This is a genomic window from Streptomyces nogalater (assembly GCF_039532885.1).
Classification (GTDB): Bacteria; Actinomycetota; Actinomycetes; order Streptomycetales; family Streptomycetaceae; genus Streptomyces; species Streptomyces nogalater.
This window is the reverse complement of the sequence record NZ_BAAASM010000014.1, coordinates 370,267-395,388: the sequence shown is the minus strand read 5'-3', so window position 1 is coordinate 395,388 and position 25,122 is coordinate 370,267. Positions and strand designations below refer to the sequence as shown.

General features: G+C 71.2%; 25 protein-coding genes and 1 pseudogene. 15 read left to right on the top strand and 11 right to left on the bottom strand.

Features of this window, described 5'->3' with window-relative positions:
* The first annotated feature begins 8 nt into the window (after positions 1 to 8).
* The 10 genes from ABD350_RS13670 (at position 9) to metC (ending at position 11,893) form a co-directional block, all read left to right on the top strand.
* The gene (locus ABD350_RS13670) at positions 9 to 1,661 is read left to right on the top strand and encodes a class I adenylate-forming enzyme family protein (RefSeq protein WP_344348240.1); all 1,653 of its coding nucleotides are present in this window, start codon (positions 9 to 11) and stop codon (positions 1,659 to 1,661) included.
* Between the two features lie 152 nt (positions 1,662 to 1,813).
* Positions 1,814 to 2,593: an aminotransferase class IV gene (locus ABD350_RS13665; protein ID WP_344348239.1), complete on the top strand. Its 780-nt coding sequence runs from the start codon at positions 1,814 to 1,816 to the stop codon at positions 2,591 to 2,593.
* Positions 2,594 to 3,164: 571 nt separating this feature from the next.
* The gene (locus tag ABD350_RS13660) at positions 3,165 to 3,650 is read left to right on the top strand and encodes a hypothetical protein (RefSeq protein ID WP_344348238.1); all 486 of its coding nucleotides are present in this window, start codon (positions 3,165 to 3,167) and stop codon (positions 3,648 to 3,650) included.
* On the top strand, positions 3,607 to 3,942 hold the full coding sequence (locus ABD350_RS13655) for a DUF6207 family protein (protein ID WP_344348237.1): 336 nt from the start codon (positions 3,607 to 3,609) through the stop codon (positions 3,940 to 3,942). Before ABD350_RS13660 ends, ABD350_RS13655 begins: the two co-directional genes overlap by 44 nt.
* 765 nt (positions 3,943 to 4,707) lie before the next feature.
* On the top strand, positions 4,708 to 5,928 hold the full coding sequence (locus ABD350_RS13650) for an ATP-grasp domain-containing protein (RefSeq protein WP_344348236.1): 1,221 nt from the start codon (positions 4,708 to 4,710) through the stop codon (positions 5,926 to 5,928).
* Between the two features lie 107 nt (positions 5,929 to 6,035).
* Entirely contained in the window at positions 6,036 to 7,277 is a 1,242-nt protein-coding gene (locus ABD350_RS13645) for a radical SAM protein (RefSeq protein WP_344348235.1), read from the top strand.
* A gap of 20 nt (positions 7,278 to 7,297) precedes the next feature.
* Positions 7,298 to 8,518 (top strand): ATP-grasp domain-containing protein, encoded by a 1,221-nt coding sequence (locus ABD350_RS13640; protein WP_344348234.1) that lies wholly within the window; start codon positions 7,298 to 7,300, stop codon positions 8,516 to 8,518.
* The gene (locus tag ABD350_RS13635; RefSeq protein ID WP_344348233.1) at positions 8,515 to 9,387 is read left to right on the top strand and encodes a sulfurtransferase; all 873 of its coding nucleotides are present in this window, start codon (positions 8,515 to 8,517) and stop codon (positions 9,385 to 9,387) included. The genes ABD350_RS13640 and ABD350_RS13635 overlap by 4 nt, the downstream gene beginning before the upstream one ends.
* The gene (locus ABD350_RS13630; RefSeq protein ID WP_344348232.1) at positions 9,384 to 10,646 is read left to right on the top strand and encodes an MFS transporter; all 1,263 of its coding nucleotides are present in this window, start codon (positions 9,384 to 9,386) and stop codon (positions 10,644 to 10,646) included. The genes ABD350_RS13635 and ABD350_RS13630 overlap by 4 nt, the downstream gene beginning before the upstream one ends.
* A complete protein-coding gene (metC, locus tag ABD350_RS13625; protein ID WP_344348231.1) occupies positions 10,643 to 11,893 on the top strand; it encodes a cystathionine beta-lyase in 1,251 nt (416 codons plus the stop codon). The genes ABD350_RS13630 and metC overlap by 4 nt, the downstream gene beginning before the upstream one ends.
* On the opposite strand, the pseudogene ABD350_RS13620 reads toward metC, so the two are convergent.
* From ABD350_RS13620 to ABD350_RS13605, 4 genes and pseudogenes are all read right to left on the bottom strand, one after another.
* Positions 11,858 to 12,497: pseudogene (locus ABD350_RS13620) on the bottom strand (helix-turn-helix domain-containing protein). The gene metC and the pseudogene ABD350_RS13620 overlap by 36 nt on opposite strands.
* Before the next feature lie 36 nt (positions 12,498 to 12,533).
* Positions 12,534 to 12,866, bottom strand: coding sequence for a glyoxalase superfamily protein (locus ABD350_RS13615; protein ID WP_344348230.1), 333 nt, complete (start codon positions 12,864 to 12,866; stop codon positions 12,534 to 12,536).
* A gap of 48 nt (positions 12,867 to 12,914) precedes the next feature.
* Positions 12,915 to 13,466, bottom strand: a complete 552-nt coding sequence (locus tag ABD350_RS13610; RefSeq protein ID WP_344348279.1) for a YciI family protein — start codon at positions 13,464 to 13,466, stop codon at positions 12,915 to 12,917.
* Between the two features lie 117 nt (positions 13,467 to 13,583).
* Positions 13,584 to 14,096: a hypothetical protein gene (locus ABD350_RS13605; RefSeq protein ID WP_344348229.1), complete on the bottom strand. Its 513-nt coding sequence runs from the start codon at positions 14,094 to 14,096 to the stop codon at positions 13,584 to 13,586.
* A 798-nt stretch (positions 14,097 to 14,894) separates the two neighbouring features.
* Here ABD350_RS13605 and ABD350_RS13600 point away from each other — a divergent pair.
* The gene (locus ABD350_RS13600) at positions 14,895 to 15,224 is read left to right on the top strand and encodes a hypothetical protein (RefSeq protein ID WP_344348228.1); all 330 of its coding nucleotides are present in this window, start codon (positions 14,895 to 14,897) and stop codon (positions 15,222 to 15,224) included.
* Entirely contained in the window at positions 15,221 to 15,706 is a 486-nt protein-coding gene (locus ABD350_RS13595) for a hypothetical protein (protein WP_344348227.1), read from the top strand. Before ABD350_RS13600 ends, ABD350_RS13595 begins: the two co-directional genes overlap by 4 nt.
* Positions 15,707 to 16,007: 301 nt before the next feature.
* Here the strand turns inward: ABD350_RS13595 and ABD350_RS13590 are convergent, their stop codons facing one another.
* Together ABD350_RS13590 and ABD350_RS13585 are read right to left on the bottom strand one after the other, a co-directional pair.
* Positions 16,008 to 17,216, bottom strand: a complete 1,209-nt coding sequence (locus ABD350_RS13590; RefSeq protein ID WP_344348226.1) for a glycosyltransferase — start codon at positions 17,214 to 17,216, stop codon at positions 16,008 to 16,010.
* Positions 17,217 to 17,524: 308 nt separating this feature from the next.
* Positions 17,525 to 18,847 carry a UDP-glucose dehydrogenase family protein gene (locus ABD350_RS13585; protein ID WP_344348225.1) on the bottom strand — a complete coding sequence of 441 codons (1,323 nt, stop codon included), beginning with the start codon at positions 18,845 to 18,847 and terminating at the stop codon, positions 17,525 to 17,527.
* A 288-nt stretch (positions 18,848 to 19,135) separates the two neighbouring features.
* On the opposite strand from ABD350_RS13585, the gene ABD350_RS13580 reads away from it, so the two are divergent.
* Genes ABD350_RS13580 through ABD350_RS13570 form a run of 3 tightly spaced genes read left to right on the top strand, consistent with a single transcriptional unit; the run spans position 19,136 to position 21,087 of the window.
* Positions 19,136 to 19,780, top strand: a complete 645-nt coding sequence (locus ABD350_RS13580) for a TetR/AcrR family transcriptional regulator (RefSeq protein WP_344348224.1) — start codon at positions 19,136 to 19,138, stop codon at positions 19,778 to 19,780.
* 51 nt (positions 19,781 to 19,831) lie between these two features.
* Positions 19,832 to 20,185, top strand: a complete 354-nt coding sequence (locus ABD350_RS13575; RefSeq protein WP_344348223.1) for an MFS transporter — start codon at positions 19,832 to 19,834, stop codon at positions 20,183 to 20,185.
* A complete protein-coding gene (locus ABD350_RS13570; protein WP_344348222.1) occupies positions 20,182 to 21,087 on the top strand; it encodes an MFS transporter in 906 nt (301 codons plus the stop codon). The genes ABD350_RS13575 and ABD350_RS13570 overlap by 4 nt, the downstream gene beginning before the upstream one ends.
* Positions 21,088 to 21,177: 90 nt before the next feature.
* On the opposite strand, the gene ABD350_RS13565 is transcribed toward ABD350_RS13570, so the two are convergent.
* From ABD350_RS13565 to ABD350_RS13545, 5 genes are all read right to left on the bottom strand, one after another.
* A complete protein-coding gene (locus ABD350_RS13565) occupies positions 21,178 to 21,819 on the bottom strand; it encodes a TetR/AcrR family transcriptional regulator (protein WP_344348221.1) in 642 nt (213 codons plus the stop codon).
* Positions 21,820 to 21,868: 49 nt separating this feature from the next.
* Positions 21,869 to 22,540 carry an SGNH/GDSL hydrolase family protein gene (locus ABD350_RS13560; protein ID WP_344348220.1) on the bottom strand — a complete coding sequence of 224 codons (672 nt, stop codon included), beginning with the start codon at positions 22,538 to 22,540 and terminating at the stop codon, positions 21,869 to 21,871.
* 182 nt (positions 22,541 to 22,722) lie between these two features.
* On the bottom strand, positions 22,723 to 23,616 hold the full coding sequence (locus tag ABD350_RS13555) for a DUF6528 family protein (protein ID WP_344348219.1): 894 nt from the start codon (positions 23,614 to 23,616) through the stop codon (positions 22,723 to 22,725).
* Between the two features lie 142 nt (positions 23,617 to 23,758).
* Positions 23,759 to 24,763, bottom strand: coding sequence for a peptidoglycan-binding protein (locus ABD350_RS13550; protein WP_344348218.1), 1,005 nt, complete (start codon positions 24,761 to 24,763; stop codon positions 23,759 to 23,761).
* A gap of 1 nt (position 24,764) precedes the next feature.
* Entirely contained in the window at positions 24,765 to 24,911 is a 147-nt protein-coding gene (locus ABD350_RS13545; protein WP_344348217.1) for a hypothetical protein, read from the bottom strand.
* Positions 24,912 to 25,122: the final 211 nt, after the last annotated feature.

Here is a 25,122-nt window from a genome sequence, read left to right as displayed (position 1 = left end):
GTCGCCACGTGACCAGCACGTCCCCTCTCATGCCGCCGCACCTGCGGAAACGTATCGCGGCCGACCCGTCGGCCGGCCTGGGCGACGCCCTGCGCACCGCCCTGGAGCACAGCCCCGCCCCCGACGTCCCCTTCCTGACGACGGAACGCCCCGTCACCGACGTCGACGGCACCGAACGGTCCGTGTTCAGCCTCCGCGGCATCGACGCGCTGGTCGACACCTGGTCCTGTCACTACGCCGACCGCGGTGTCGCCCCCCGCGACCGGGTCGCCGTCTGGGTCGACGACTCCTTCGAAGACCAGTTGCACTACTTCGCGCTGGCCCGCATCGGCGCCATCGCGGTGCTGGTCAACGGCGGCCTGGACGCACAGGTCGCCGCCGGTCTGATCGCCGGGACCGGTGCCGTGGGCGTCCACACCGACGAACGCCGTCGGCCCCTGCTCGAACGCGCGCTGGCCGACACGGCGACACGCCCGCGCTGGATCCGTACGGGAGACCTGCCCGCCGGAGCGGGGGCGCGGAACCTCCCGGACTCCCTCCGGCACCGCCACACCGCCACCGACCCGGTGCTGATCTGCCACTCCTCGGGCACGACCGGCGTACCGAAGGCCGTCATCTGGACCCACGGCCAGGCCATGGCCGGCATCCGGCACCATCTGCCCGGCTTCCTGGAGCAGAAGGACGGCCGGCTGCTCTCCGCACTGCCGCAGTCCCACGCCTCCGCGGTCGGCTACACCTGCATCGCCCTGCTGGCCGGCATCCCGATCACCCTGCTGTCGGACCGCGGCGGCGCCCAGGTCGCCCGCGCCGTCGACACGTACCGGCCGACCGCGGTCGTCGCCTTCGCGCACAGTTACGCCGAACTCGCCACCCTCCCCGAGGACCCCGGGCCGCTGGCCTCCGTGCGGACCTGGATCAGCATCGGTGACGCCTCCCACCGGTCCCACATCGCCAGGCTCACCGAGCGGGGCAGCCACGAGCGCGGTGGCGCCCCGCGCCCCGGTTCTATCTTCGTGGACGGCTTCGGCGCCTCCGAACTGGGCTGGGGCGGTGTCCTGTGCCAGGTCAGCGTTCCCGGCATGACCGGGTACAGCCGGTGCGTCGGCACCCCGGAGCCGTACGCCGACGTCGCCGTGCTGCGGGCCGACGGAAGCCGGGCCGCCGACCACGAGATCGGCCTGCTCGGCGTGAAGGGCCCGACGGTCACCCCGGGCTACTGGGGTGACTCCGACACCACCTACCGCTCGCAGCTCGCCGGTTACTGGCTCTCCGGGGACCTGGTCCGCCGGGACGGGCAGGGCCGCTTCCACCACGTGGACCGGGCGGTCGACGCCATCCCCACCCCGCGCGGCACCGGGTACTCGGTCCTCATGGAGGAAGCGCTGCTCGCGGCCCTGCCCGACATCGACGACTGCGCCGTGGCGGCGGCAACCGTGGACGGCCGCCCGGCCGCCGTCGCGCTGGTCCGTCCGCGGGGCGAGCTGCTGCCGGAGGCCCTGGAGCGGGCGAACAAGGCGCTCGTCGCCGTCGGCCAGCCCGAGCTGGCCTGGCTGGCCCCGGCCGAGGAGGCGGGGGGCATTCCGCTCGGGGCGACGGGCAAGGTGCTCAAGCGGCGGCTGAGAGAGCGGTTCGCCGACACCCGTGCCACGCCCGCGGGCTGACCGGCGTGGGACCCGCCGGCCGGACGGGGCACACCGGTGCCCGGCGTCGGACCGGCCGCCGGCATGGACAGCCGGTCGAGGACGGACAACTGGTCGAGGACGGACAGCCGGTCGAGGACGGACAGCCGGTCGAGAGGAGCGAGTGCGAGCGCATGACCGAACTGGATGGAAACCCGGTGGATCCGGCGAGCCTGGAGCGGCTCGCCCTGGTCGGATACGGTCACTTCACGTCGATGCGCGTCGACGACGGCCGGGTCCGGGGCCTGGCGCTCCACCTCCGGCGCCTGGTCCGGGACTGCAGGACCGTCTTCACCGCCGAGCTGGACCCCGAGCTGGTGCGCGAGCGGGTCCGCCGGGCCGTGCGGGGCCGGGCCGGGAGCTTCGTCGTCCGGGTCACAGTCTTCGACCCCGGGCTCGACCTCGCACGCCCCGCCGACAACGGGCGGCCCGGCATCCTCGTCACCACCCGTGGCGTGGGCAGCGCGCCGCCGCCTCCGCTGCGCGTGCGACCGGTGCGGTACGAGCGGGACCTGCCGCTCGTCAAGCACGTCGGCCTGTTCGGCGCGCTCCATGCCCGGCGCCGGGCCCAGCTCGCCGGGGCCGACGACGCGCTCTTCCACGACGCCGCCGGTCTCGTCTCCGAGGGCCCGACCTGGAACGTGGGCTTCATCCTCGACGGCCAGGTCGTCTGGCCCGACGCGGCAGTCCTGCCCGGCGTCACCATGGCCCTGCTGCGCGACAGCGGCCACGACCACGTCACCGCCCCGGTGACGGTCGAGCAGGCCCTCGCGGCCGAGGCCGCCTTCGCCGCCAACACCGCCGTCGGCGCCCGCGCCATCAGCGGCATCGCGGACACCGGCCTGGCCACGGACCACCCGCTGCTCCGGGAACTCCAGCGGAGTTACCTGTCCATCGAAGGGGACGTTCTGTAGTGCCGGGGCGATCCGGCGGATCACGCGCTCCCTTGCGCGGCGGTAGTTTCCAGGAGCTCGACGACGTCGGCCTCGTACGGGTCGGCGAACAGGTGGCGGTCGCTGACGGGGTCCATGCCGATGTCGTCTGCCAGCGTAGCCAGCCACGGCTCGTGTAGCCGAGCTGGCGACTGTGGAGGTAGGCGGCGGGGCCGGGGGTGCCCGGGGTGGACCAGGGCGAGGGAAATCATGTCGGGGACGTGGTCGTCGCCGGGCCGGGGTGTGCGCGCTCGATGAACGGGCCGACGCGTACGGCGATGTCCTGTGCGTGGCCGGGTCGTGCGGACGGTGTCGAGGGCGGCCTGGTCCTCGGGGGTGGGGGCGCCGGGGCGGTGGCCGCAGCGGCGGAAGAAGGAGGGGCGCTTCATCGGGTGGGCTCCTGTTCGCGGGTGGGGCAGGTCCAGAGCGGGGCGAGGTTGTCGTCGGCGCGGCGCGGGCATAGGCAGTGCCGTACCTGCGGGGGGTGCCCCTATGTCTTTGGTCAAGGGAAACGGGGGTGCGTCGGGTTGGTGAGCCGGGGCAGCATGGCGGGGTGGCTGATCTGCTGTGGGATGACGTGAAGTGCTTCTTCGACCCGGACTTGATGGGGTCGTTGCCGGACGTGCGTGTCCCGGACGCCTCGGTGGAGGACTGGCAGGCGGTCCTCGATCTTGTCGTGGAGAAGGGCTGGAAGTGCCGGTACTCCGTAGGGGAGAGGGCGCTTCCGGTGCCTCGGGCGGAGGCCGTGCTGTCCCGTCCGGCGAATGCCGAGTGCCCGGACCTGCGGGTCTGGCCGGCTGCGGATGTGTTGGCGATCTTCCGTTTCCATGCCGATGATGAAGTCGACTTTGATATCGACCTGCGTGAGTTGCAGGGCCAGGAGCGACTTGATGTGTTCTGCGACTTCTTGCGGGAGATCGGGCGGCGGCTGGGCAAGCCGGTGCTGATGGAGCCGGAAGGTGACTGCGGCCATCCGGTGCTCGGCTTCGACGTCGATGCCGATCGAGTTGTTCTCCTCGCAGACCCGCAGGTCAGGTGACTGCGGCCGACGGCTGCGCGCTGGTCCGCGACGAGGACCCACCGAGCTGGGACAGGTCGGTGTCAGCCGCACCCGACTGGGTGAATCGTGCCGGACGCAGGTGAGGGAGCCAGGGCTTGTTGTGGTCGATGTCGCGGCCGCCGACGACGCAACCGCCCTTGCCTTCCAGCAGATGCTCGTCGGCTGGTGGGCGACAGCGACAGCGGAGCGTACGACGCGGGACCCGGCAGAGCCCGGCGTCCGGCTACGCCGCTACCTCGACCTGCGCCAGGGATTCACCGCCCGTAGCTGAGACGGCCACGATCCGAGGCGGTTCATACGGGGTACCGTCCTCGCCGAACAGTGCGCCTGCGCCACGTCGTCGCCACCCTCAAGTCCTGGCGGCTCCTCCGTCAATTCGGCCTCCGTCGTCCCGGCCCGCGGACGAACGTCGAAGGTGTAGCCCTCATCACAGAACACTCCACGACCTGTTTCCAGGCCTGCGGCGGCAGAAGCGGAAACGCCGCTCCTGCGGTGAGGGGCCCGCCTACCAGTAGACGATCCGCTGTACGCCGAGGTGGCCCGGCCGGCCGCACGGCTGCGGTGGTCCGACCGGGCGGACGCCGCGGCCGCTGGCCGGTGGCGCCGTGCCACCCCGTGTCCGGGGTGCGGGAGAACCCCGCCGCCCGTGCCGGGCGTGGCCCCGGTGCCGCTCCGACCTCGCCGGGAACGGTCCGCTTCCCCCGGATCGTCGTCGCTCCGGCCCGGCGATTGACCGGAAACCACCGACGTTGCGCACGTCATGCTGGGGTTTTATGAACGGAGTGTGTCGTAGTGGCCGGAAAGTTGGCCGGAATGACGTGACGGGGGGCGTCCGCGCGCGGGCCGACGGGAACCGCCGGCCGGCCGTACAACGCGTGAAGCGTCCCTTGTAGGGACGGCCGATGCCAGGTCAGGCCCGGTCGGCGGGCGCGATGGTCACGGTGCGTGATCCTGTTGACATCCTCCGAGCGCGCTTGCGATTGTCTTGCTCGCCGCGTCGGCCGAACGAGCGATCGGCGCGGGACGGGGAGGGAAAGTGGACGCAGTGAACGCGGGGGGTCCGGACGAGGACTGTCCGGGGAACACGGACGACGTCTCCACTCTGGTGATCGTCGGCGCCAACCCGACCGTGGCGAGGGCGGCGGCGTCCCTGCCCGGCGAATCGGTCCACGTACAGCTGCCCGGCGCACCTGCCCTCGACCCGGGCACCCGGGTGCTGACGACCGACTTCCGGGACCTGCCCGCCTTCCTGACCTTCACCGACGAGGTGCTGCGTCCCCTGCGGCCCGCCGCCGTCGTCTCGCTCACCGAGTTCGGCCTGGAGCCGGCCGCGCTGGCCGCCCGCCTGCTCGGTGTCACCGGAGTCGACCCGGCCGTGGTGCACGCCACCCGCGACAAACTCGCCATGCGGCGGATCCTGGAGCGCGAGGCACCGCATCTGAACCCGGCCTTCGCCGCCGGCGACGACACGGCGGCGGTGGACCGGCTGTTCGCCGTCCACGGCCGGGTCGTGGCCAAGCCGGTCGACGGGGTCGGCAGTGCCTCCATCGCCCTGGTGGAGAGCGCCGACGCGCTCCCGGCGGACCGCCGTACGGCCGCCACCCTGTTCGAACAGTTCGCCGAGGGTCGGGAGTTCAGTGTCGAGGCCCTCTCCGCGGGCGGGCGGCACACCGTCATCGGCATCGCCGAGAAGGGCACCACGGACGGCTTCGTCGAGGTCAGCCATATGATGCCGCCGCCCTCCCTGGACCCGCGCCGCCAGGAGCTGGTCGCCCGGGCGGTCGGCGAACTGCTCGACGCCCTCGGGCTCACCGACGGTCCCAGCCACACCGAGGTCATGGTCGACGGCGACAAGATCGTCGTGATCGAGACCCACACCCGGCTCGGCGGCGACGGCATCGCGGACCTGGTCCAGCTCACCACCGGGGTCGAGTGGCGGCGCGCCGCCATCGGCTGGGCGATCGGCGACGGGATCCGGCGGGGCCCCGCCGCGGCCGCCGCGGCCGCCACTGTCTTCCTCACCGCCCCGCCCGGACGCGTGACGGCCGTCGCGCCGCCGCCCGCCCTCAGGCAGGGACGGGTGCACGCCTGGGACCTCACCGTCCGGCCAGGGGACGAGGTGCGCCCGCTGCGCTCTTCCGCCGACCGGCTGGGCATGGCCGTCCTGACCGCGGCCGGCACCGACGCCTGCACGGCGGCCGTCGCGGAACTCACCGCCCGCCCGGTGGTCACCACCGCGCCCGAGCCTCATCTATGACGGGGAGCCGCGCCGCGGCTCCCCGCCCCTCCCGGCAACGCCGGTTCCGCCCTTCCTTCCCGTCTCCTTGTCTCCTTCCAGACGACGAACACCGCATCGGGGGCCACATGTCCGTCCAGAACGCGCCGATTTCCTACGATTTCCACGGTGATATCCCGTTCTCCACGCCCTTCAAGGACATCAAGCCCGACGACATCCACATCTACCTCGACCTCGACACCAAGGTCGGCAAGAACACCTGCGGCCAGAAGTGCGCGCACTGCTGGTTCGTCAACTACGAGAAGGTCTACGACAAGTCCTTCGCCATGGAGGAGGGCCCCCGCATCCTGGAGGGCCTGCGGTCGCACGGGTACCACGTCTACCCGCGCTACGTGGACAGCTTCGCCTACGACGGCGAGTTCATGAACCTGTACGGCCCGGCCAACAACCGTGAGTTCCGGCAGGAGTTGGATCACACGCCGACCGCCACCATGGAGAAGGGCGACGCCTGGACCAGCGGCCGCCCGCTGCTCGCCGACAACTGGCGGGAACTCCTCGACCGGGCGGTGGAGAACGGCTACGGCACCATCTCCATCACCTACCACGGCGTGATCGACGACAACCTCCGCGTCAGGAACCACAGGACCTACCCCATCAAGGGCGTCTTCTCGGGCGCGGACACCGAGGAGGTGCTGCGCCGGATCGCCGAGTACAACGAGGGCATCGCCCCCGAGGACGCCTTCCGCGTCAACATCGGTGTCACCATCGGCCGCCACAACCACGGCCGCACCTCGCTGGAGCGCTACGCCCACTACTTCAACAAGCTGGGCGTGGCCACCGTCCGGTTCAACAACTTCACCGACCACGGCAACCGCCACCCCGAACTGCGTCTGAGCCGCGAGGAGGTCGAGCAGGCCTACCGCGACTTCAAGTGGCTGCACGAGACGGTCCCGCTGAACTTCCAGCTGGGCGTCAGCGAGGACTTCGGCACCTTCGGCATCAAGGCCATGGGCTTTCCCGGCCACGTCGGCTGGTGCCGGGCCGGCCGTCAGCTCTTCGCCGCCATTCCCGCCCAGGAGGAGGTGCTTTCGGAGGGGCCGGAGGGCCGCCGCGAGAAGATCGGAGACATCGTCGGCTGCGTCAACACCTTCGAGCCGCACCTCGGCATCCTGACCCGCACCGTCACGGGCGACGTCACCACGTACGACGTGGAGTTCGATCACGACGGGATCGAGGCGTTCACCGCCAAGCGGCTCGCCGGCACGTACAAGGACGGATGCTTCGCCACCGAGCTGTCCGAGGAACTCGGCCTGATCTCCCGGGTCCCGGAGCGGCGCCGGTTGCCGCTCCTCACCGACTCCGCGTCCTGAACCGAGAGAAAGACCCCGCCATGCGCCACATCCTCGTCTTCGCCAAGACGCCCTACGCCAAGACCCCGTACGACCAGTGGCTGGCCGGCTCGGGAATCGTCCCGGTCATCGTGACCGCGCGGGAGTACGCGGAGGACTACTCCCACCTCCCGCACGTGCACGCTTTCGACGCGTACGACACCAACCAGCTGGTCGAGAAGACCGCGCTGCGGCTGGGCCGCGAGTTCGCGGTCGAGGCGGTCTTCGCCCGTGCCGAGGCCGACGTCGTGCGCGCCGCCCAGCTGCGGGAGCTGCTCGGACTGCCGGGCCAGCACACCGCGAGCGCGCTGGCCTTCCGCGACAAGGTCGTGATGAAGGACCACCTCGCGGGCGGCCCCGTCGACGTGCCGGCCTACCGCCGGCTCGACTCGGCCTACACCGCCCTGGGCTTCATTGCCGAGCACGGCTACCCGGTCGTGATCAAGCCGGTGTCCGAGTCGGGCTCGCTGGGCGCGGCGATCATCCGCGACGAGGCGGAACTGGACGCCTACCTGGCCAGCCCGTGGCGGGGGAGCAGTGAGATCGAGGTGTTCGTACCCGGGCAGATGTACCACGTGGACGGGCTGGTGGCCGGCGGCGAGGTCGTCTTCGTCCACCCCTTCCGCTATCTCAACGACTGCCTGTCCTTCCGCAGCAACGACTGGGTGGCCAACCTGCCGCTCACCCGCGAGGACCCGCTGTACGACCGGCTGGTCAAGGCGACACGGGCGGTGCTGGCCGAGCTGCCGACGCCGCCCCGGACCGCCTTCCACGCCGAGTTCTGGATCACGCCGGACGACCGGCTGGTCTTCTGCGAGATCGCCAGCCGTACCGGTGGCGGCATGATCAGCGCGATGGTCCGGCACGCCTTCGGGATCGACCTGGACAAGGAGTGGCTGTACGCCGAGTGCGGTCTGCCCTCGTCGCTGGGCACCCCGGAGTACCGGCCCGCCGGCGCGCTGTGCATCCCGCCGCAGAACGGGGTGCTGGAGCAGCTGCCCACCGCGACGGCCGAGCAGCCCGGGTGTGTCCGCGAGGTGATGTTCACCGGGAGTGTCGGCCAGGAGTTCCACGGCGGGGTGAAGTCCGGCTTGTTCCTGGCCGGTTATGTGGTCGACGGGGACAGCGAGGAGGATGTGGCCGCCAATCTCGAACACGTGGCGGGCTGGTTCTCCGACAACTCCCGGTGGCGGCCCGCCCAGTCCTGCGGAGGTACCGCGTGAGCGCCACAACGCCCCCTGAGCACACCATCGTCGAGCCGGCCGGGCCGCTGGTGGACGCCGACTGGGTGGCCGGGCGGCTCGGGGAGGGCCTGGTCCTCTTCGACGCCTCCGTCGGCGCCCGCCGGGGCGCCGCCGCGCGCATCCCCGGGGCCCGTCCCTTCGACCTGGACGGGGACCTGTCCGACCACACCAGCGCGGTGCCGCACACCATGCCCGGCGCCGCGGAGTTCACCGAGGCGCTGCGCGCGCTCGGCCTGCACGACACCGACACGGTCGTCGTCTACGACGCCCAGGGCGTCTACTCCAGCGCCCGCGCCTGGTGGATGCTGCGCGCCATGGGCTTCGACCGGGTCGCCGTGCTGGACGGCGGACTGCCCGCCTGGACCGCGGCCGGCCACCCGGTCGAGGACGAGCCCGCCGCGTACGACGGCCCGCGCGGCACGTTCACGGCCCGGCCCCGGCCCGGGCTGATCGTGGACGCCGACACCGTCGCCGCCGCCCTCGCCGACCCGCGTGCCGCGGTGCTCGACGCACGCACCCGGGAACGCTACGCGGGCACCGCCCCCGAGCCCCGCCCGGGTCTGCGCGGCGGCCACATGCCCGGCTCCGTCAGCCTGCCCTTCGGTGAACTCCAGCGCGACGGCGGCGTGATGCGTCCGGCGGAGGAGCTGCGTACGGCGTTCAAGGCGGCGGCCGGGGACCGGGAGCAGCTGTACTTCAGCTGCGGCTCCGGAGTCACCGCCTGCGTCCTCGCGCTCGGCGCCACCCTGGCCGGCTACCGCGAACTCGCGGTGTACGACGGCTCGTGGAGCGAGTGGGGCCTGCCCTCGAAGCGTCCGGTGGCCACCGGCGGGAGCGATTCACCGTGAGCGGGGGGCGCGCCGGCGGCGGACTCGCCGCCAAGTACCGGACGTTCACCGCGCTGCCGGCCGCGCTGAAGGCCCTGATCGCCTTGTCGTTCGTCGTCGCGCTGGGCAGTTACATGGTCACCCCGTTCATCGGGGTGCTCATGGTCGAGGCCGTCCACCTGGACGTCCGGATGGCCGGGGTGCTGGTGGCGGTGGCCACGTTCATCCAGTTCGGCGGCAGCATCCTGGGCGGCGCGGTCGTGGACCGGCTCGGGCTCAAGCGGACCATGGTGTTCGCGCTGACCCTGCGCACGGCCGGTCTGGTGCTGCTCGGGGTGGCCGTCCAGGTGCCGTGGGTGGCGTATCCGGCCGTCGTCCTCGTGGCCGGCGGTCCGGCGCTGTACCTCCCGGCGAACAAGGCGTACATCGTCACCAGCGTCTCCAACGAACTGCGCCCGCTGTTCCTCGGGGTGAGCAGTGCCGCGCTCAACGCCGGTATGGGCCTGGGCCCGTTGCTGGCCGCGCTGCTGGTCGACGCAGACCCGATGGCACTGCTCATCGGGCTGGCCGGGCTCTTCGCACTGATCACCGTGGCCCACCAGACCACCCTGAAACCGGTCGAGCGCCGGCCGGCCGCGGCGCCGGGAACGGCCGAGGCGGAGGGGCTCGCCGGGAAGCGGGCGGCGCTGCGGGGGGCATTGCGCCCGGTGCTGTTCACCGCGCTCGCCTACTACCTGTACTTCTTCTTCCAGAGCTTCATCGGCCTGTACGCGGCCGGGGTGTCCGACATCCAGGCGCTGGGCTGGGTGATGCTGCTCAACTGCGCCATGGTGGTGGTGCTCCAGCCGGTGCTGGCCGACCGTATCGCGAGGGCCGACTACCGGCTGCTGATGGCCGGTTCGTTCGCGGTGATGGCGGCCAGCATGGCGGTCATGGCGGTTGGCGGCACCCCGGCCCTGCTGGCCGGCACCGCACTGTTCACCATGGGCGAGATCTTCCTCTTCCTGCGCTGCGACCTGGAACTGGTCGAACTCCTGCCCCGCAACGCGGCGTTCGCCTTCGGTGTGCAGCGGCTCACGGGCGGTGTCGGCGGGCTCCTGGCCGGTGTCGTCGGCGGTTTCGTCTTCGCCCACTACAAGTCAGGCGGCTGGCTGGGCGCGTTCTGGCTGGTGGTAGCGGCGCAGTGCGCGGTCGCGGCACTGCTCGCCCTGACGCTGGGCCACAACCGGCGGACGGCGGTCGCTGAACCGCCGCTGCCCGAACCGGCGGTGGGCCGGTGAACGAGCCCGTCGACGCGCCGGAGACACGATACGTGCACGCCGGCGCGGACCCGCGCCGGCAGGGCGGCTACGTCAACCCGCCCGTGCACCACGCCTCCACGGTCCTCTACCGGGACGTGGCCGAGATGGACGCCTCCCAGGCCGACCCGCTCAAACGGGGCGGCCCCGTCTACGGCCGGTTCGGCACGCCCACCAGCCGCGCCTTCGAGGAGGCGCTGACCGAGCTGGAGGGCGGCCACGCCGCGGTGGTGACCTGCTCCGGCCTCTCCGCGATCACCACGACGATCCTCGCGTACGTCCAGGCAGGCGACCACATCCTGGTCAGCGACTCCGTGTACCTGCCGACCCGGAGGTTCTGCGACTCGCTCGCCGCGCTGGGTGTGGAGACCGAGTACTACCGCCCGACCGCGGACGGTGCCGCCGTCGCCCGGCTGATCCGCCCGCGGACGAGGCTGCTGTACTTCGAGTCCCCGGGTTCCACCACCTTCGAGGTGCAGGACATCCCGGCGATCACCGCCGTCTGCCGGGCGCACGGGGTGGCCACCGTCGCCGACAACACCTGGGCCACACCGGCGTTCCACCGCCCGCTGGCCCTGGGCGCGGGCGTGGACGCGGTGGTGCACTCCGCGACCAAGTACCTGACGGGGCACGCGGACAGCATCCTCGGCGCGGTCGTCTGCACCGAGGAGAGTTACCCGCTCGTCCGGGGCGCGGCGATGCGCCTCGGCCAGTGTGCGGGGGCCGACGACGTCTATCTGGGCCTGCGCGGGCTGCGCACCCTCGACGTGCGTCTGGCCCGCCACCAGGAGCAAGGCCTGGAACTGGCCCGCTGGCTCGCCGGGCAGGAGGGCGTGGCGGCGGTCCTGCACCCGGGGCTGCCCGGGGATCCCGGCCACGATCTGTGGCGCCGGGACTTCACGGGCGCGGCCGGCCTGTTCGGGGTGGAGCTCGACCCGGGCTTCGGCAAACCGGATATCGACGCGATGCTGGACCGGCTGCGCCTGTTCGGTCTCGGCCACAGCTACGGCGGCTACGAGAGCCTGATCGTGCCCGCCGATCCCGTCTCCCACCGGCTGCCCGGCACATGGGCGGGGAGGGGGCCCCTGATCCGGGTGCACGTCGGTTTCGAGGCCCTGGCCGATCTGAAGCAGGACCTGCGGGCGGGCTTCGAGGTGCTGCTGCGGGGACGGGTCGGGCACCGCGTGGCCGCATCAGGCAACGTTCGCCCTGTCGACCACGGCTCGTAGCCGTTGCTCGGCGGCGTGACGGTTTCGCCAGATGATGTAGCGGCGGATCATGCTGCCCTGCTTTGTGTGGCCGGCATGGTCGGTGCCGTCCAGAGCGAAGTAGCGCAGGGCGGTGAACTGGGCTTCGACGCGGTTCAGCCACGAGCTGTTCGTCGGCGTGTAGGTGAGCTCGACGTTGTTGGCCGCGGCCCAGTCGCCGACCCGGGTGTCCTTTTTCGTGGTCAGGTGTGGGAAGTAGTCGTCGAGCACGATCGCGATGCGACCAGGTCTAGAACGGCAGACCGTGCTCGGTCGGCCCGGACTTGGCGATCTTCCTGATCTCGCGCCGCTCGGGCAGGGTGAACGTCCTGGGCCGACCGCCTTTGCACTTCGGGTAGAGGGAGTCGAAGCCGTCGGCGTCGAAGTTGTGGATCACATCCCGGACCCGGCCCGTGCTGGTGAACGTCACTTCGGCGATCTTCGCCACGGGCATGCACTGTGCGGACAGCAACACCACCTGCGCCCGTCGCCAGGTCACCACCGACCCGCCGCCCCGGCGGATGATCCTCGGCAGGCGCAGTCCCTCGCCGTCATCGATCTCGCGGACGCGTACTCGCTCAGCCACCAGCACAGCTTCCCTGCCACGTGCTGCCGACGACGGTCATTCCGTCGGCGTGCCGATCCGCAGCCGGTTGCCGTCAGGGTCGCGCAGCTCGATCTCACACGCCCACGGAGCATCCTTCGTCTGCACACCGAACTCGGAGGCGATGGCCTCGACATCACGAACGCGGAGGTAGACCAGAGTGTCGGGGCGGGCGTCCAACTTGTGTCCCGACAAGAACAACCGCACCCCGCCCCGGGCGACCTCGACGAACGCGGGAAGTCCCGGTTCAAAGCGGTGTTCCCACTGCTTGGCGAAGCCCAGTCGCTCGTACCAGGCGACCGCCGCCGCCGCGTCCTCGACGCGAAGAATGGGAATGACGTCTTCGTCCATGGCGTCATCGTCGCAGACGGCCCAGGGCGAACGTTGCCTCATGCGGGACTAGGACGGGCGTCCGCCGAACTGCCAGTTGTGCACCCCGATGTCGGCGTACCGGTCCGGGGTCAGGATGGTGCGTGCTGTGTCCGGGTCCGGCGCTCGGACCAGCGCCGCGGTGCCCAGCCAGGTGGCGCCGTTGTCGGACAGCAGCGGTCCGTAGGCGATCAGCTCGTTCCGGTCCGACGGCACCGCGAGGTCGGCGGCCTGTCCCGTGCCGAGGCCGAGCACCAGGTACCGGTTGCCGCCGGTCCGGCCGCCGGAGAAGTCCCACATGGTGCGCCCCAGCGTGTTGCTCCACCGTCGTAGCAACACGTCCCGGTAGACGCCGGCCTGGTAGTTGGGCTCGTCGAAGGCGAACCTGCGGGCGGCGGCAGGATCGGGCAGGTCGAGGATGTGCACGCTTCCGGTGGGTGTCTCGCCGTCGTCGGCGAGAGTTGGGCCCCGGGCGATCATCTCCTTCGCGTACTGGTCCATGTAGGACCAATGCTCTTCCTGTAGCTCGTAGCGCAGTGGCAGGGAGGCGGGCCGGTCACGGTGGTAGCAGAAGAACTCCATGCCTAAAGATCTCTCCAAGGAGGTGACCAAGTCGAGCGGGTTTCACGGCGATTGCTGCTCGGCGGCCTGCTTCAGCTCTTCTCGTCGAGGCCGGAGACCTCGGCAAGGTGGAGTGGGTCAGGGCCGTGGACCAGCCTCTTCAAGCTGCCGGTCGACGCGGAGCCGCTCCAGGGCGGCGTCCTGGCTGCGCATCGGCGCGCTGATCCGGTGGTTGCCGGCTCGGCTGGTGGTGTTGGCGGTCTGGTTGTTGATCAGCAGGTGGAGGTTCGCGGTGTCGGGCCACCGGCAGCGCCGGTGGCCCAGCCGGTCCGTCAGGAGTTTCAGGGTGAGGTCGTCAAGAGGCCGGGCGCGTCCGGCGATGGTCAGCCGGCGGTTGCCGAGGTCGACGTCGTCGAGCACGAGGTCGGCGATCTGGGCGACCTGGGCGGCGTGAACCGCCGCGAGCGCAAGGACGAGCCGTGCCGCCGGGGTGGTGGCCGCCGCGACGGAGCTCTCGGCCTGCTCCGGAAGGAACGGTCGGAGCGCGGTGTACTCGTTCTGTCCGACCTTGATGCGGCTGGTGGGTTTGCGGAAGGCCAGCCGGTGCCGTGGCCCAGATGAACAACGAGCGCAGCAGGACGAATTGGTCACGCCGCTGGTGACCGTGCAGTCTCTTGGCGTGGGTGAGGACGCCGTCGCGGGTTACTTCCCGCAGGTGGTGATAGCGGTTCGACCAGTCAGCCCGACGGCGAGGCAGGCGTCCCCAAGGAAGATCCCCTTGTGGCGGGTCCAGGGCGTGGTTGCGGGCAAGTGCAATCGCTGCCGACGAAGGACGCACTCCGCGCTCCAGTGAAGGCGAGAAGGTAGGTACTGGGGGCTTCTTGCATGCCCGTGTAAGGCCCCATACATCCAACGCGCGTCCTGAGTAGCAGGCATCGAGCACAACCAGCGAACGCTTGGCCCGGCTGGAGGCCGCCACCGCCGCGCCATCTTCCCTGGGCCGTCCGATGTATGCCGCCGGTCGTCCCTGAGCAGCCTGGCCTGCCCACCGCGCCCCTCCCCCTCCCACCCAACCCGCCGGAAACCGCCCCTTGACGAGGGACACGCCGGTAAGCTCGACGTTCCACATCTGCCGTGGCCTAGGGGGCGAGGCCTGTGCTGCTGAATAAACTGCACGCACTGACGGTCCGGGCGTGGGCGAAGCTGCGGGGCGAGCCGGTCACCATCAGACGACTGCGCGTGCTGGAGCCCGGCGAGTACGGCCACCCCGTTCGGGACAACTCGGGACCCGCTCACCCGCCGTCATCTGATGGGGCCGAGACGGCGACACATGACGGGGCTCGGCCTGGCGCGGCGGATACTGTTGCCTCCTCAGTTGACGAGCTGCGGCACCTGTCCATTCTGTCCAGGGCTCCGATCGCAGCGCGGTATGACTTCTATCGCCGGGTCTTGGCCGAACACGCCAGCATTCTGTCGAGCATGGGGTACTACACGAGCGAGGCACACTCTGCTTCTGCTCTCGTGGACCTGCTCACTGCGGCGGCCCGAGAGGCAACGAGAAGGCCAGCAGAACGGGACCCGGACGGCGACCGGTTCAACGACGCCGAGGCTTACTACGCAGACCTGCCACCAGAGCAGCGACGGCACCTTGCTGCGGAGACGGCTGAGACGATCAACAACACCCTGGCTCGGCTGTTCGTGCGACTCGGCCCCCCACCGGAGGGCCTCGAACACGACTCCAGCCCGGCGACAAGCGGTGACGGGGGAGCAAACCGGTGACGACGGACGAACTGCCCGCCGAACCCAGGCCGGAGAATGACCCGGTCATTTCCGCAGCGCTGCAAGTGGCCATGCAGTGGAAAGAATTGGACGCTGCCCACCTCGCGGCAGCCATGGCGGCGATGGAGCCGTCACTACGCCGCGAGCACCGTGAGCAGATGGTCCGTCTGGAGATGCAACGCGAGGCAGCGCAGCAGAAGCAGGTAGAACGGCAGCAGCAGCGCGCGCACCGTCGGCACGTGACAGAACTCGTCGTCGGTGCGGTGGTCGCTTTGGCGATGCTCGGGAGCGGCGTGTACGTGGCTCCGGAGTCCTGGTGGCTGTCCACCCTCCTCTGCGGCCCGAGCCTGCTCGCCCTGGTCAAAATCTTCGTTCTACGGCGTAGCGATCCTGGCGACATGGCGGCTGTCGCAGGAGCGACCCGGAGTTCGACGAACGCCGCAGGCCAGGCCCAGACACCGCTACCGCCCCCTGTGGTCTGACGGCGCAGGGCGTACACGCCCTGCGCAGCGACGCCCCACGTCTCCTCGCCGTAGCAATACGAGCGGCTGGTCAGGTGCCAGGTCCGGAAGCGGGTCAGGGTCTGGTGCCAGGGCACCTTCTTGCGGCGGTAGGCGTCGAAGGCGGTGCTGCGCAAGGAGTGCCGGAGCGACCACCGGCGAGGTGCCGAGGGAGGCGTTCGGGCTTCACATGTCGTCCTAGCGGGGTGGGTGCCTGGGGGAGAGGTGCCGGGGGCCGCGACCGTGCCGCGGGGACGGCCCCCGTGTGCGGTGGCCCCGGGAGCTACCCGGCGATGCCCTCCAGGTCGCCGACCGCCTGCTCGACGTCCGGCAGCGTCAGCATCGCCAGCTGGGCGGCCCGCATCCGCGCCCTGGGCGCCGGATCGGCGAGCAGCGTCCGGCACATGTCGGCGATGCCTCGCGCGCCCCGGTCGGTGATGTGACCGCCCAGGCCCAGCTCCGCCACCCGCTCGGCGTTGGTGTACTGGTCCCCGAAGTGCGGCAGCACCGCCAGCGGTGTGCCGGTGCGCAGGGCCTCGCGGACACTGTTGAAGCCGCCGTGGGTGACGAACAGGTCCACCGACTCCAGCAGCAGCGGCTGCGGCACCCGCTCGGCCACGTGGACGTGCCCGGGCAGCCCCTCGGTGTCCACCGGCACCCCCGAGGTCGACACGACCACCGTGCAGTCGTCCAGCTCGGCCGCCGCCTCCAGGATCGCGGCCAGGCTCTCGGCGACTTCGGGCAACTTCACCGGCAACGGGCCGGCCCCGCCCCCCATGTGCTCGCGCATCGTCGGCAGGGCGGTGCCGATCGCGGCGTACACCAGGGGCCGGTCGGTGGGCAGTTCGGCGGCCCACCCGGGCAGCACCTGGCGCCGCTCGACGTCCACCGTCTGCCGGTACGACAGCGTCGGCGGCAGGTGCCGGGAGAAGGACAAGGCGGGCGGTACGTAGTCGACGCGGCCGTGTGCTACGAAGGACAGCGGATCGTCCCGCTCGGGCAGCCCGAGCTCCCGGCGCCGGTCGTTGAGCCCGGGCAGCACCTCCGCGGGCTCGATGATGTTGGAGAACCCCGAGGGCGTCGGCAGCTGCGGCACGCCCAGCTGCTCGGCGGTGAGCACCGCGCCCATGTCCATGCCGTCCCGCAGGATCAGATCGGGGCGGAAGTCCCGGGCCAGCGGGGCGAGAACGTCCAGGTGCGGCTTGACGCCCGGCCCGGCCAGGGCCCGCATCAGCAGTCGCATCAGCACCGGCGAGGACAGGGACAGGTCGGCGCCGTCCTGGAGTTCGCCCAGGTGCGGGCCGAGCATGGCGACCGGGTCGAACTGCGTGAAGACGGCGCGGACTTCGACGTCGTCGTCGCGGAACACGGGGGCGAGGGCCTCGGTGGTGACCACCAGGACCTGATGTCCGGCTTTGGCGAGGGCGCGCAGCAGGGGCAGTTGAGCTCGCCCGTGCGAGGGACTGCCGAGCGTGGTGCACAGGACTCGCATGGGGTGTGGGCCTTTCTCTCGTGGAGTTTCGGCGGTGGCAGGCGAAGGGGGGGCAGGGTCGGCCGGAGCACGAAGGGGACCCGGCCCGGACGGACAGACCCGGCCCGGACCGGATGGGCAGGCGCGGGTACGCTGCCCCGCACCCGTCCGGGATACGCGGAGACGTGCCGCGTGTGAGTGCGACGTGAGCCGTGCGTCGTGGGGCGTGTGTCGTGGGGCGTGCGTCGCGGCGCGCTCGGCGCGGCGGCGACGGTGGTGGTCGGCGCGTCAGACGTCGACGGTCGCGGCGCCGGTCATCCGCTCCCGCCTCATGCCACCCGCGCCGGTGCGCTCGCGCGTCCGATGCCCTGCCAGCTCAGTCCGGCCCGGGCGAGCCGGTCGGGGTCCAGCAGGTTCCGGAAGTCGTGGACCTCGCGACCGGACATGCGCGCCGCGATCGCCGCCCAGTCGAGGTCGCGCAACTGAGGCCACTCGGTGAGGACGACACAGGCCGCGGCTCCCTCCGCCGCCCGCACCGGGTCGTCGGCGAGCTCGGCCAGATCGCTCAGGTCGGGCTGCTCTACGCACAACGCCGGGTCGTACGCCGTGAGTTCGGCACCCCGTTCGCGCAGCAGCCGGGCGACGGCGAGCGCGGGGGAGTCGCGTAGGTCGGAGGTGCCGGCCTTGAACGTCAGCCCGTACAGGGCGAGCCGTACGCCGTGCAGCGAGCCGTCCGGGCCGCGCCCGCAGGCGGAGGCGACACGTTCGACGAGCCCGCGCTGATGGGTGACGTTGGTGTCGATGGTGGCACGCAGCAGCGGGAAGTCGACCCCGGCCCGCTCGCACAGGGTGAGCAGGGCGTGGGTGTCCTTCGGCAGGCAGGAGCCGCCCCAGCCGGGGCCGGGCAGCAGGAAGGAGGAGCCGATGCGCGGATCGCGCCCGATGCCCTCGGTGACATCGCCGATGTCGGCGCCGAACCGCTCGCAGGCGGTGGCGAGGTTGTTGGCGAAGGACAGCTTCATCGCGAGGAAGAAGTTCGCCGCGTACTTGGTCAGTTCGGCGCTCGCCGGGTCGGTGAGCACCAACGGCGCGTCCAGCGCGGCGTACAGGTCGGCCACCCGCCGGGCGGCATCCCGTTCGGCGGCGCCGATCACGATCCGGTCGGGGTGCAGGAAGTCGTGGACGGCGCGGCCCTCGCGCAGGAACTCGGGGTTGCTCACGACGGCCACGTCCGCGCGCCCGAGCAGTGCGGCGACGCGCTCGCTGGTACCCACGGGCACGGTCGACTTGTTGACGACGACACAGCCGGCCGGCAGTACGTCGCGTATCTGCTCCGCGACGGCCTCCACGGCGGCTAGATCGGCCGCGCCGCCCGCGCCCATGGGCGTGGGCAGGCACAGGAAGACCACCTCGGCCGCCGCGACGGCCGCCGCGGTGTCGCCGGTGAACTCCAGCCGGCCCGCCTCCAGGGCGTCCCGGACGGTCTCGGGCAGGCCGGGTTCCAGGATGTCCACCCGGGCCTCGCGCAGCCGTTCCACCTTGCGAGGGTCGGCGTCCGCGCACACCACCGTGTGGCCGAGAGAGGCGAGACAGGCACCAGTGGTCAGTCCGACGTAACCGGTGCCGACCACGGCGACGCGTTGAGCAGGCACAGAAGATCACCATTTCCGGTCGATGGGGCCCGCGTGACGGCCTCGGAGGCGCGCGGGGAGGGCGCGCCGCCGATGCCGTGCGGGTGACCTGGAACGGGCCGACTCCGTCGTACGGCCCTGGGACAGAGAGAAGTGAAGTCATCAATCGTTGACCCGTTCCAGGTATGGCACGTGGAGTGAACGCAAGTCAACGATTGATGACAACGATCGGTGACTTTGAGCCAGCCGCCGCAGGCTGGAACATGGGCCGTTGGCGGGCGGGCCGCCTGATGAGGGAGGTTGGGTGACGTGACGGGAGTACAGAACGGCGAGGCGTCGAAAGCGGTGGCCGACGGGCCCGCCCGGAGGCGCTCGGCCACGGCCACGCGCGCGGCGCTCAGGACCGCCGCGGCCTTCCGGTTCGGCAAGTACGGGTACGAGGGCACCAGTGTGCGCGACATCGCGGGCGACGTGGGTGTGGACGCGGCTCTCGTCTACCGCTACTTCGGCTCGAAGGAGGCGCTGTTCAACGATGTGACGGGCGCCGGCAAGATATTCGAGCCGCTGCTTCAGGAGCCGGTGGAGGCGATACCCGACTGGCTCTGCGCCATGCTCCTGGGGGCGCCGAAGGACGGGGACTTCACGCACCCGGTGCTCTCGGTGCTGCGGTCCTCCGGGCGGGACGAGGCGGTCGCGCGGCTGCGGGCCGATTTCAGCGAGGTGTTCTCCACGCGCCTGGCGGCCCGTCTCGGTGGCCCCGACGCCGACCTGAGGGCGGAACTCCTGGCCGCCTGGATGCTCGGCACCAGCCTCGTCCTCACGGAGATCCGCCCCCCGGCGCTCCGGTCGGCACCGGACGACAAGCTGGAGAAGTACCTCCGCTCGGTCATCGAAACCCTCCTCGGGCCGACGGCGTGCGATGGAGTGACGCCCCAAGTGGGGGAAGTCGATTGAAGTAAGCGTACGATCGTACGCGAGCTGCAATGGGTCCTCGCCGGTTACCGGTTGAGCTGCGCGGTCGTCCTGATCACCGGAGGCCGGCTCGCCGATCTCTACGGGCGCAAGCGTGTCTTCGTCATCGGGACGGCGGTCTTCACGCTCTCCTCCCTCGCCTGTGCCGTGGCCGGCGAACCGGGCGTGCTCATCGGTGCCCGCATCGTCCAGGGCCTCGGCGCGGCCCTGATGGTGCCGCAGGTCTTCGCGGTCATCACGCTGACCGTCCCGGCCCGCGACCGGCACCGTGTCTACGGCGTCCTCGGGGTCGTCATGGGGATGGCCCCGGTCGGCGGCCAGCTGGTCGGCGGCCTCCTGATCGGCGCTGACCTGCTCGGCTCCGGCTGGCGGTCGGTGTTCTGGTGAACATCCCCATCGGCATCGCCACCATCGTGCTGGCCCTCGCACACGTACCGGAGTCGCGGGCGGAGCGCACCCGCAAGCTCGACGTGCCCGGTGTGCTGGTCCTCAGCGCGGCCCTGCTGCTGCTCACCTACCCGCTCATCCAGGGCCGGGAGGCGGGCCGGCCCTGGTGGACGTGGGCCTGTTTCGCGGCCGGCGCCGTGGCGTTCACGCTCTTCGTCGCACTGGAGCGAGCGGTCGACCGGCGCGGTGGTGAGCCGCTGGTGAAGCTGTCACTGTTCGCGCAGCGCTCGTTCTCGCTCGGCATCGTCCTGGTGATCGCCGTGTACGCGCTGCTGACCTCGTACTATCTGGCGCTGTCCGTCTCGATGCAGGACGGGCTGGGCATGTCGGCGCTCGGGGCGGGGCTGGTCTACGCGCCGGCGGCGGTGACCTTCTTCGTGTGCGGTCTGCTCGCCGGTCGGCTCGTGCCCAAGTACGGCCGCCGCGTACTGGAGATCGGCGCGGTCGTCCTCACGGCCGGCTATCTGACGACCGCCGTGGTCCTGCTGTCCGGGCCGCGTCTGACGCCCCTGCTGGTCATCCCGACCCTGATGCTGCAGAGCGTGGGGGGCGGACTGCTGATCACCCCGCTGCTCAACACGGTCCTGGCGCGGGTCGATCCGCGGTCCGCGGGGATGGCCTCCGGAGCGCTGTCCACCGCTCAGCAGGTCGGTGCCGCGCTGGGGGTGGCGGTCGTCGGAGCGGTGTTCTTCCACGCCTTTCGGACGGGTGCCGCCTCGGGGGACAAGGTGCACGCGGCGGGACACGCGTTCGCGCTGACATCCCTGACGGCCTGCGCCGTCGCCGCGCTCGCGGCCCTGCTGGTCTTCCTCCTGCCGAAGACACCGCCGACGAAGGAGTGAGGGCGCGGGGCGGCCGGGCCGGCGCCTTCGGGGAGCGAGTCACCGAAGGCGCCGGCCCCGTTGCCGCCTATGGTCCGGTGCGAGGAGGGCTCAGGCCGCCTTCAGGAGATCGTCCACGGTGCGGCGGACCTTGGCGACGACATCCTCATCCCCCAGCCGCAGCGCCGTGTTGGCCGCGCAGAGCACGGAATCGATCTGGAAGACCGCGAGGTCGATGTCGAGTTCCGCGATCTCGTGGGACCCGACGGCGCCGCGCAGTTCCTTCCCGATGGTGTCGAGCCATTCCCGCTGGTGGCGCAAGAGGGCGTCGCGGATGGGGCCCGGCCTGCTGTCGAAACGGGCCATGTTGGCGACGCGGAAGCAACCGCCCTCGAACAGCGGTGTGCTCGCGTACGCGATCCAGTGCTCGATCAGCGAGCGCAGCCGGGCGGCTCCGGGGGCGGCGTCCCGCGCCGGGCGGATGACCGCGTCGATGAACATCTCGCGCGCGTACTCGATGGTGGCGAGCTGGAGCACTTCCTTGGACCTGAAGAGGGTCTGGATGCCCGCCTTGCTCATGCCCGTATCGGTCGCGAGACGGCCGAAGCTCACGTCGTCCAGTCCGTCGAGAGAGGCGATGTCGACCGCGCGACGCAGCGCGGTCTCACGCGTTCGCGCTCCTTTGAGGAGGCGTTTGTCGGTGATCGACACCGTGTCGGCTCGCGTGACGAACGCACGTGCTCCAGTGTCCATACGGTCGATCGTACCCCTGGTGGGGCACGCGGCGTGGACGGGCCGGCGTTCAGGGGGTGCGGTGGGCCAGGGTGGCGGCCAGCGCCCGGACCATCTCGCTCGCCATGACGGCCTGGCCCGACGTGGAGAAGTGGACGCGGTCCGCGCTCAGCAGGTTCTCCCGGGAGTTGACGGGGTGATCCCACATGTCGACGACGACGGCGCCGTACTCGTCGGCAAGGGTGCGGGTGAGGTCGTTGAGGGTGCGCACGCGCTCGGTCCAGTCGGGGAAGACCGGTACGACGTAGGAGCGCCCCAGGGTGAAGGTCGTCAGCCGGGCGCCGGTGGCGGCCGCCAGGTCGTACATGGTGCGCAGGTTCCGCTCGATCTCCCCGAAATCCGGTGAGCGGCGCAGGAGATCGTTGGCGCCGCAGGGGAGGTGCAGCAGGTCCGGGGCGAACCGGCGCATCCTGTCGGCCTGGTGGGCGAGGGTGTCCACCGTCGTGGCGCCGTCCACCGCCGTGTTCAGGTAGGCCAGGCCGGGTCTCACCTGCCGCAGGATGTGCGCGACGCGATCGGACCAGCCCTGGTCGCCGTAGCCGGCGCTCTTGTCTCCCGTTCCCGCGGAAAGGCTGTCCCCGATCACGGCGTAGCGCCGCCAGGGAGCATCGAACAGCAGCGCCGCCGCGTCGAGCGCCGCGAGGCAGAACGGATCGGTCTCCTCGGTGAAGGTCGTAACCATACCTAAAGAGTGCGGTCGACCGTATGTATTGTCAACGCTCGTCGTTGGCTTGGCGGGCGCGGTCCGCCGCGGCGGTCAGGGACCGCACGGCGGCGCCGGCGTCGGCCAGGCCCGCGCCGCGGTCGGCGCCGCAGCCGGCGATCGGGCGGGCGGTCGCCTTGATGACGTGCTCCCGGCGGGGCTCAGTGGAACTGTGTCGTGTAGAGCCGGGCCTTGTAGATCTGGGCGCCGGGGCGGGTGCGGTCGCCGCCCGCGGAGAAGTGGACGGTGGGGCCGCCCCACACGGAGTCCTCCGCGTTGGGGTCGGTGGTCCACATGGCCTGACCGTTCGCGTGGCGTACGTAGGACTTGGGATGGGGCAGTGCGGCGACGGTGGTCAGGGCGCGGGTCGTCTTGTTGAGCGAGTAGACGTGGCGGCTGTCGGCGACCAGCAGGGTGCCGGGCCGGCTGTAGTCCGGCTGGAGGTCGTGGCCGTTGCCGGCGATCTTGATGTCCGGTCCGTGCTTGACCAGCCGGGAGTCCCGCATCGACCCGGCCACCCGGTAGCTGCGGACGACGGTGCCGCCGGTCACCCACAGCAGCTTGTTCTGGTCGTCCCACAGAACGGCGTGGGCCTTGGTGAACTCAAGGGTCTGCACCTCCTTCAGGGTCGCCGGGTCGCTGCTGGACGGCCCGAAGACGTGCAGCCGGTCCCGTGACCCCGCGACCACGACCGTGCCGGCATCGGGCACGCGCTCGATGCAGTGCGGGTAGCTGGTGATGCGCGCCGACCACAGCAGGTCGGCCCGGGTCAGATGCGCCTTCGAGGTGACGTTGACGATCGCGGCCCGGCCCTCGCCGGGGCGGCCGAACGTCATCAGCGCGATCATGCCGTAGCGCCGGGTGTCCCGGAACCGGATCTCGAAGGGATGATCCCAGCCGGGGGCGTTGCCCGTGCTGAAGCTCCAGCGGACGTTGGCGTCGGTCCACTGGGCGGTGCGGTCGAAGAGGAGGATCCGGCCGGTGCGCTGTTCGGTGATCGCCACCTTGTAGGTCGCCGCCGCGGCCGTACCGGAGGTGTCCTGGGGGGTGCTCATCTGCGGTTCTCCTGGTCCGTGAGGTCCGTGAGGGGAGAGGTGGGGCGGGGACGGACGGAAGGGGACGGGCCTGCGCCCGTCCCCACCGCGCGGACCGGAAAACCGCCCCCCGTGACGGTCACCCGGTCCACGTGCCGACCGGTCAGAACGAACCGGCGTTCAAAGCCTTCTGCAGGGCGCGGTTGGTCGCCGCGTCCCACTCGCCGTTGGCCGGCGTGGCCAGGTGGTTCTGCAGGGCGGCGACCGTCTTGGGCCCGACGATGCCGTCCGCGGTGACCTTCAGGTAGCGCTGGAGCGCGGTGATGGTGAGCGGACCGAACGCCCCGTCGACCTCCAGCCCGGCCTTGTCACGGCTGTTGAGGGCGCGCTGGAGCGCCGCGCAGGTCGCCGGACCGAAGATCCCGTCCACCTCCAGCACCGCGGGAGCGGCGACGAGGGCCTTCGGACGGATCGGCGCCTTCTTCCCGGCCAGCGCGGCCTTCATCATCGCCGCCGTCTGCGGGCCGTACTCGCCGTCCGCCTTCAGGCGGTGGTTGGTCTGGAAGGTCTTCACCGCCTTCTGGGTGGCCGGCCCGAACTCGCCGTCCACCTTGAGCCCGGCCTTCTGTACGGTGTTCAGGTTCTTCTGCAGGGTCTTGACGGCCTGGCCCTTCGAGCCCAGCCGCAGGATGCCGTCCCCGGACGGCAGCGGCGCGCTGCCCCCCTTGTAGGCGGGGCGGCCGTAGCCCACTATGCAGGCGGAGCTGCGCCGCCTGCGGCGGAAGGCGTTGGAGGTGTTGCCCTCCAAGGTGGTGATGGTGCGGTTGGAGTGCACCGCCTCGACGATGCCGACATGGTCGATGGCACCGATGGAGCGGGAGCCGGACCAGTCGAAGAACACGATGTCGCCCGGGCGGATCCCGCCGATGCCGTAGTGCCAGCGGCCCTTCTTCTGGAAGGCGCGGGCGTGGGCGGTGGTGAGGGCGAACTTGCCGCCGACCGCCTGGAGGTTGTCGGAGTGGGCGGCGGCGTAGCTGACGGCCATGTCGCACCACGGGCCGGTGAAGCCGTACCACTTGGTGATCAGGTTGCGATTGGAACCGGGCGGGTGCTCGGTGGTGCCCAGCAGCTTGCGGGCGGCGGCGAGCATGCCTTGAACGTTGCCCATGTCAGAACTCCACGTCTTCGGGAAGGGCCTGGATGTCTCCGGTCACCGCGTCGTCGGGGTTCTGGCTGACGCCGGCCTGGTCGGGGTCGACGTCGAAGATCCCCGCACCGCCCACCGGATAGGGCGGCGTCTCCACGGGCTCGGTCATGAGCGCTCCTTGATGTGCGAGGTATGCGGATGGATGGCAGCGCGGTCGGTCCGGGATCCGGCCGGCCGGCGCTGTGCGGCGTGCCGTGGCGGTGCCGCCGGAAACGAGTTCAACCGCCGCGGAGTTGGTTAGCAGCCCCTGTTCGTGCAGGTAATCAATGTGCGGCGCGCCGCCGCGCCGCCTGGCCGCCGCACGGGCCGGGTCCTACCGT

What these genes read in the sequence shown, in the direction of transcription:
- ABD350_RS13565 (WP_344348221.1), bottom strand. Translation starts at nt 21,819, where the DNA reads ATGGACACTGGAGCACGTGCGTTCGTCACGCGAGCCGACACGGTGTCG.
- ABD350_RS13555 (WP_344348219.1), bottom strand. Translation starts at nt 23,616, where the DNA reads ATGAGCACCCCCCAGGACACCTCCGGTACGGCCGCGGCGGCGACCTAC.
- ABD350_RS13545 (WP_344348217.1), bottom strand. Translation starts at nt 24,911, where the DNA reads ATGACCGAGCCCGTGGAGACGCCGCCCTATCCGGTGGGCGGTGCGGGG.
- ABD350_RS13550 (WP_344348218.1), bottom strand. Translation starts at nt 24,763, where the DNA reads ATGGGCAACGTTCAAGGCATGCTCGCCGCCGCCCGCAAGCTGCTGGGC.
- ABD350_RS13560 (WP_344348220.1), bottom strand. Translation starts at nt 22,540, where the DNA reads ATGGTTACGACCTTCACCGAGGAGACCGATCCGTTCTGCCTCGCGGCG.
- ABD350_RS13590 (WP_344348226.1), bottom strand. Translation starts at nt 17,216, where the DNA reads ATGCGAGTCCTGTGCACCACGCTCGGCAGTCCCTCGCACGGGCGAGCT.
- ABD350_RS13610 (WP_344348279.1), bottom strand. Translation starts at nt 13,466, where the DNA reads ATGGAGTTCTTCTGCTACCACCGTGACCGGCCCGCCTCCCTGCCACTG.
- ABD350_RS13640 (WP_344348234.1), top strand. Translation starts at nt 7,298, where the DNA reads ATGCGCCACATCCTCGTCTTCGCCAAGACGCCCTACGCCAAGACCCCG.
- ABD350_RS13665 (WP_344348239.1), top strand. Translation starts at nt 1,814, where the DNA reads ATGACCGAACTGGATGGAAACCCGGTGGATCCGGCGAGCCTGGAGCGG.
- ABD350_RS13645 (WP_344348235.1), top strand. Translation starts at nt 6,036, where the DNA reads ATGTCCGTCCAGAACGCGCCGATTTCCTACGATTTCCACGGTGATATC.
- ABD350_RS13615 (WP_344348230.1), bottom strand. Translation starts at nt 12,866, where the DNA reads ATGGACGAAGACGTCATTCCCATTCTTCGCGTCGAGGACGCGGCGGCG.
- ABD350_RS13655 (WP_344348237.1), top strand. Translation starts at nt 3,607, where the DNA reads ATGCCGATCGAGTTGTTCTCCTCGCAGACCCGCAGGTCAGGTGACTGC.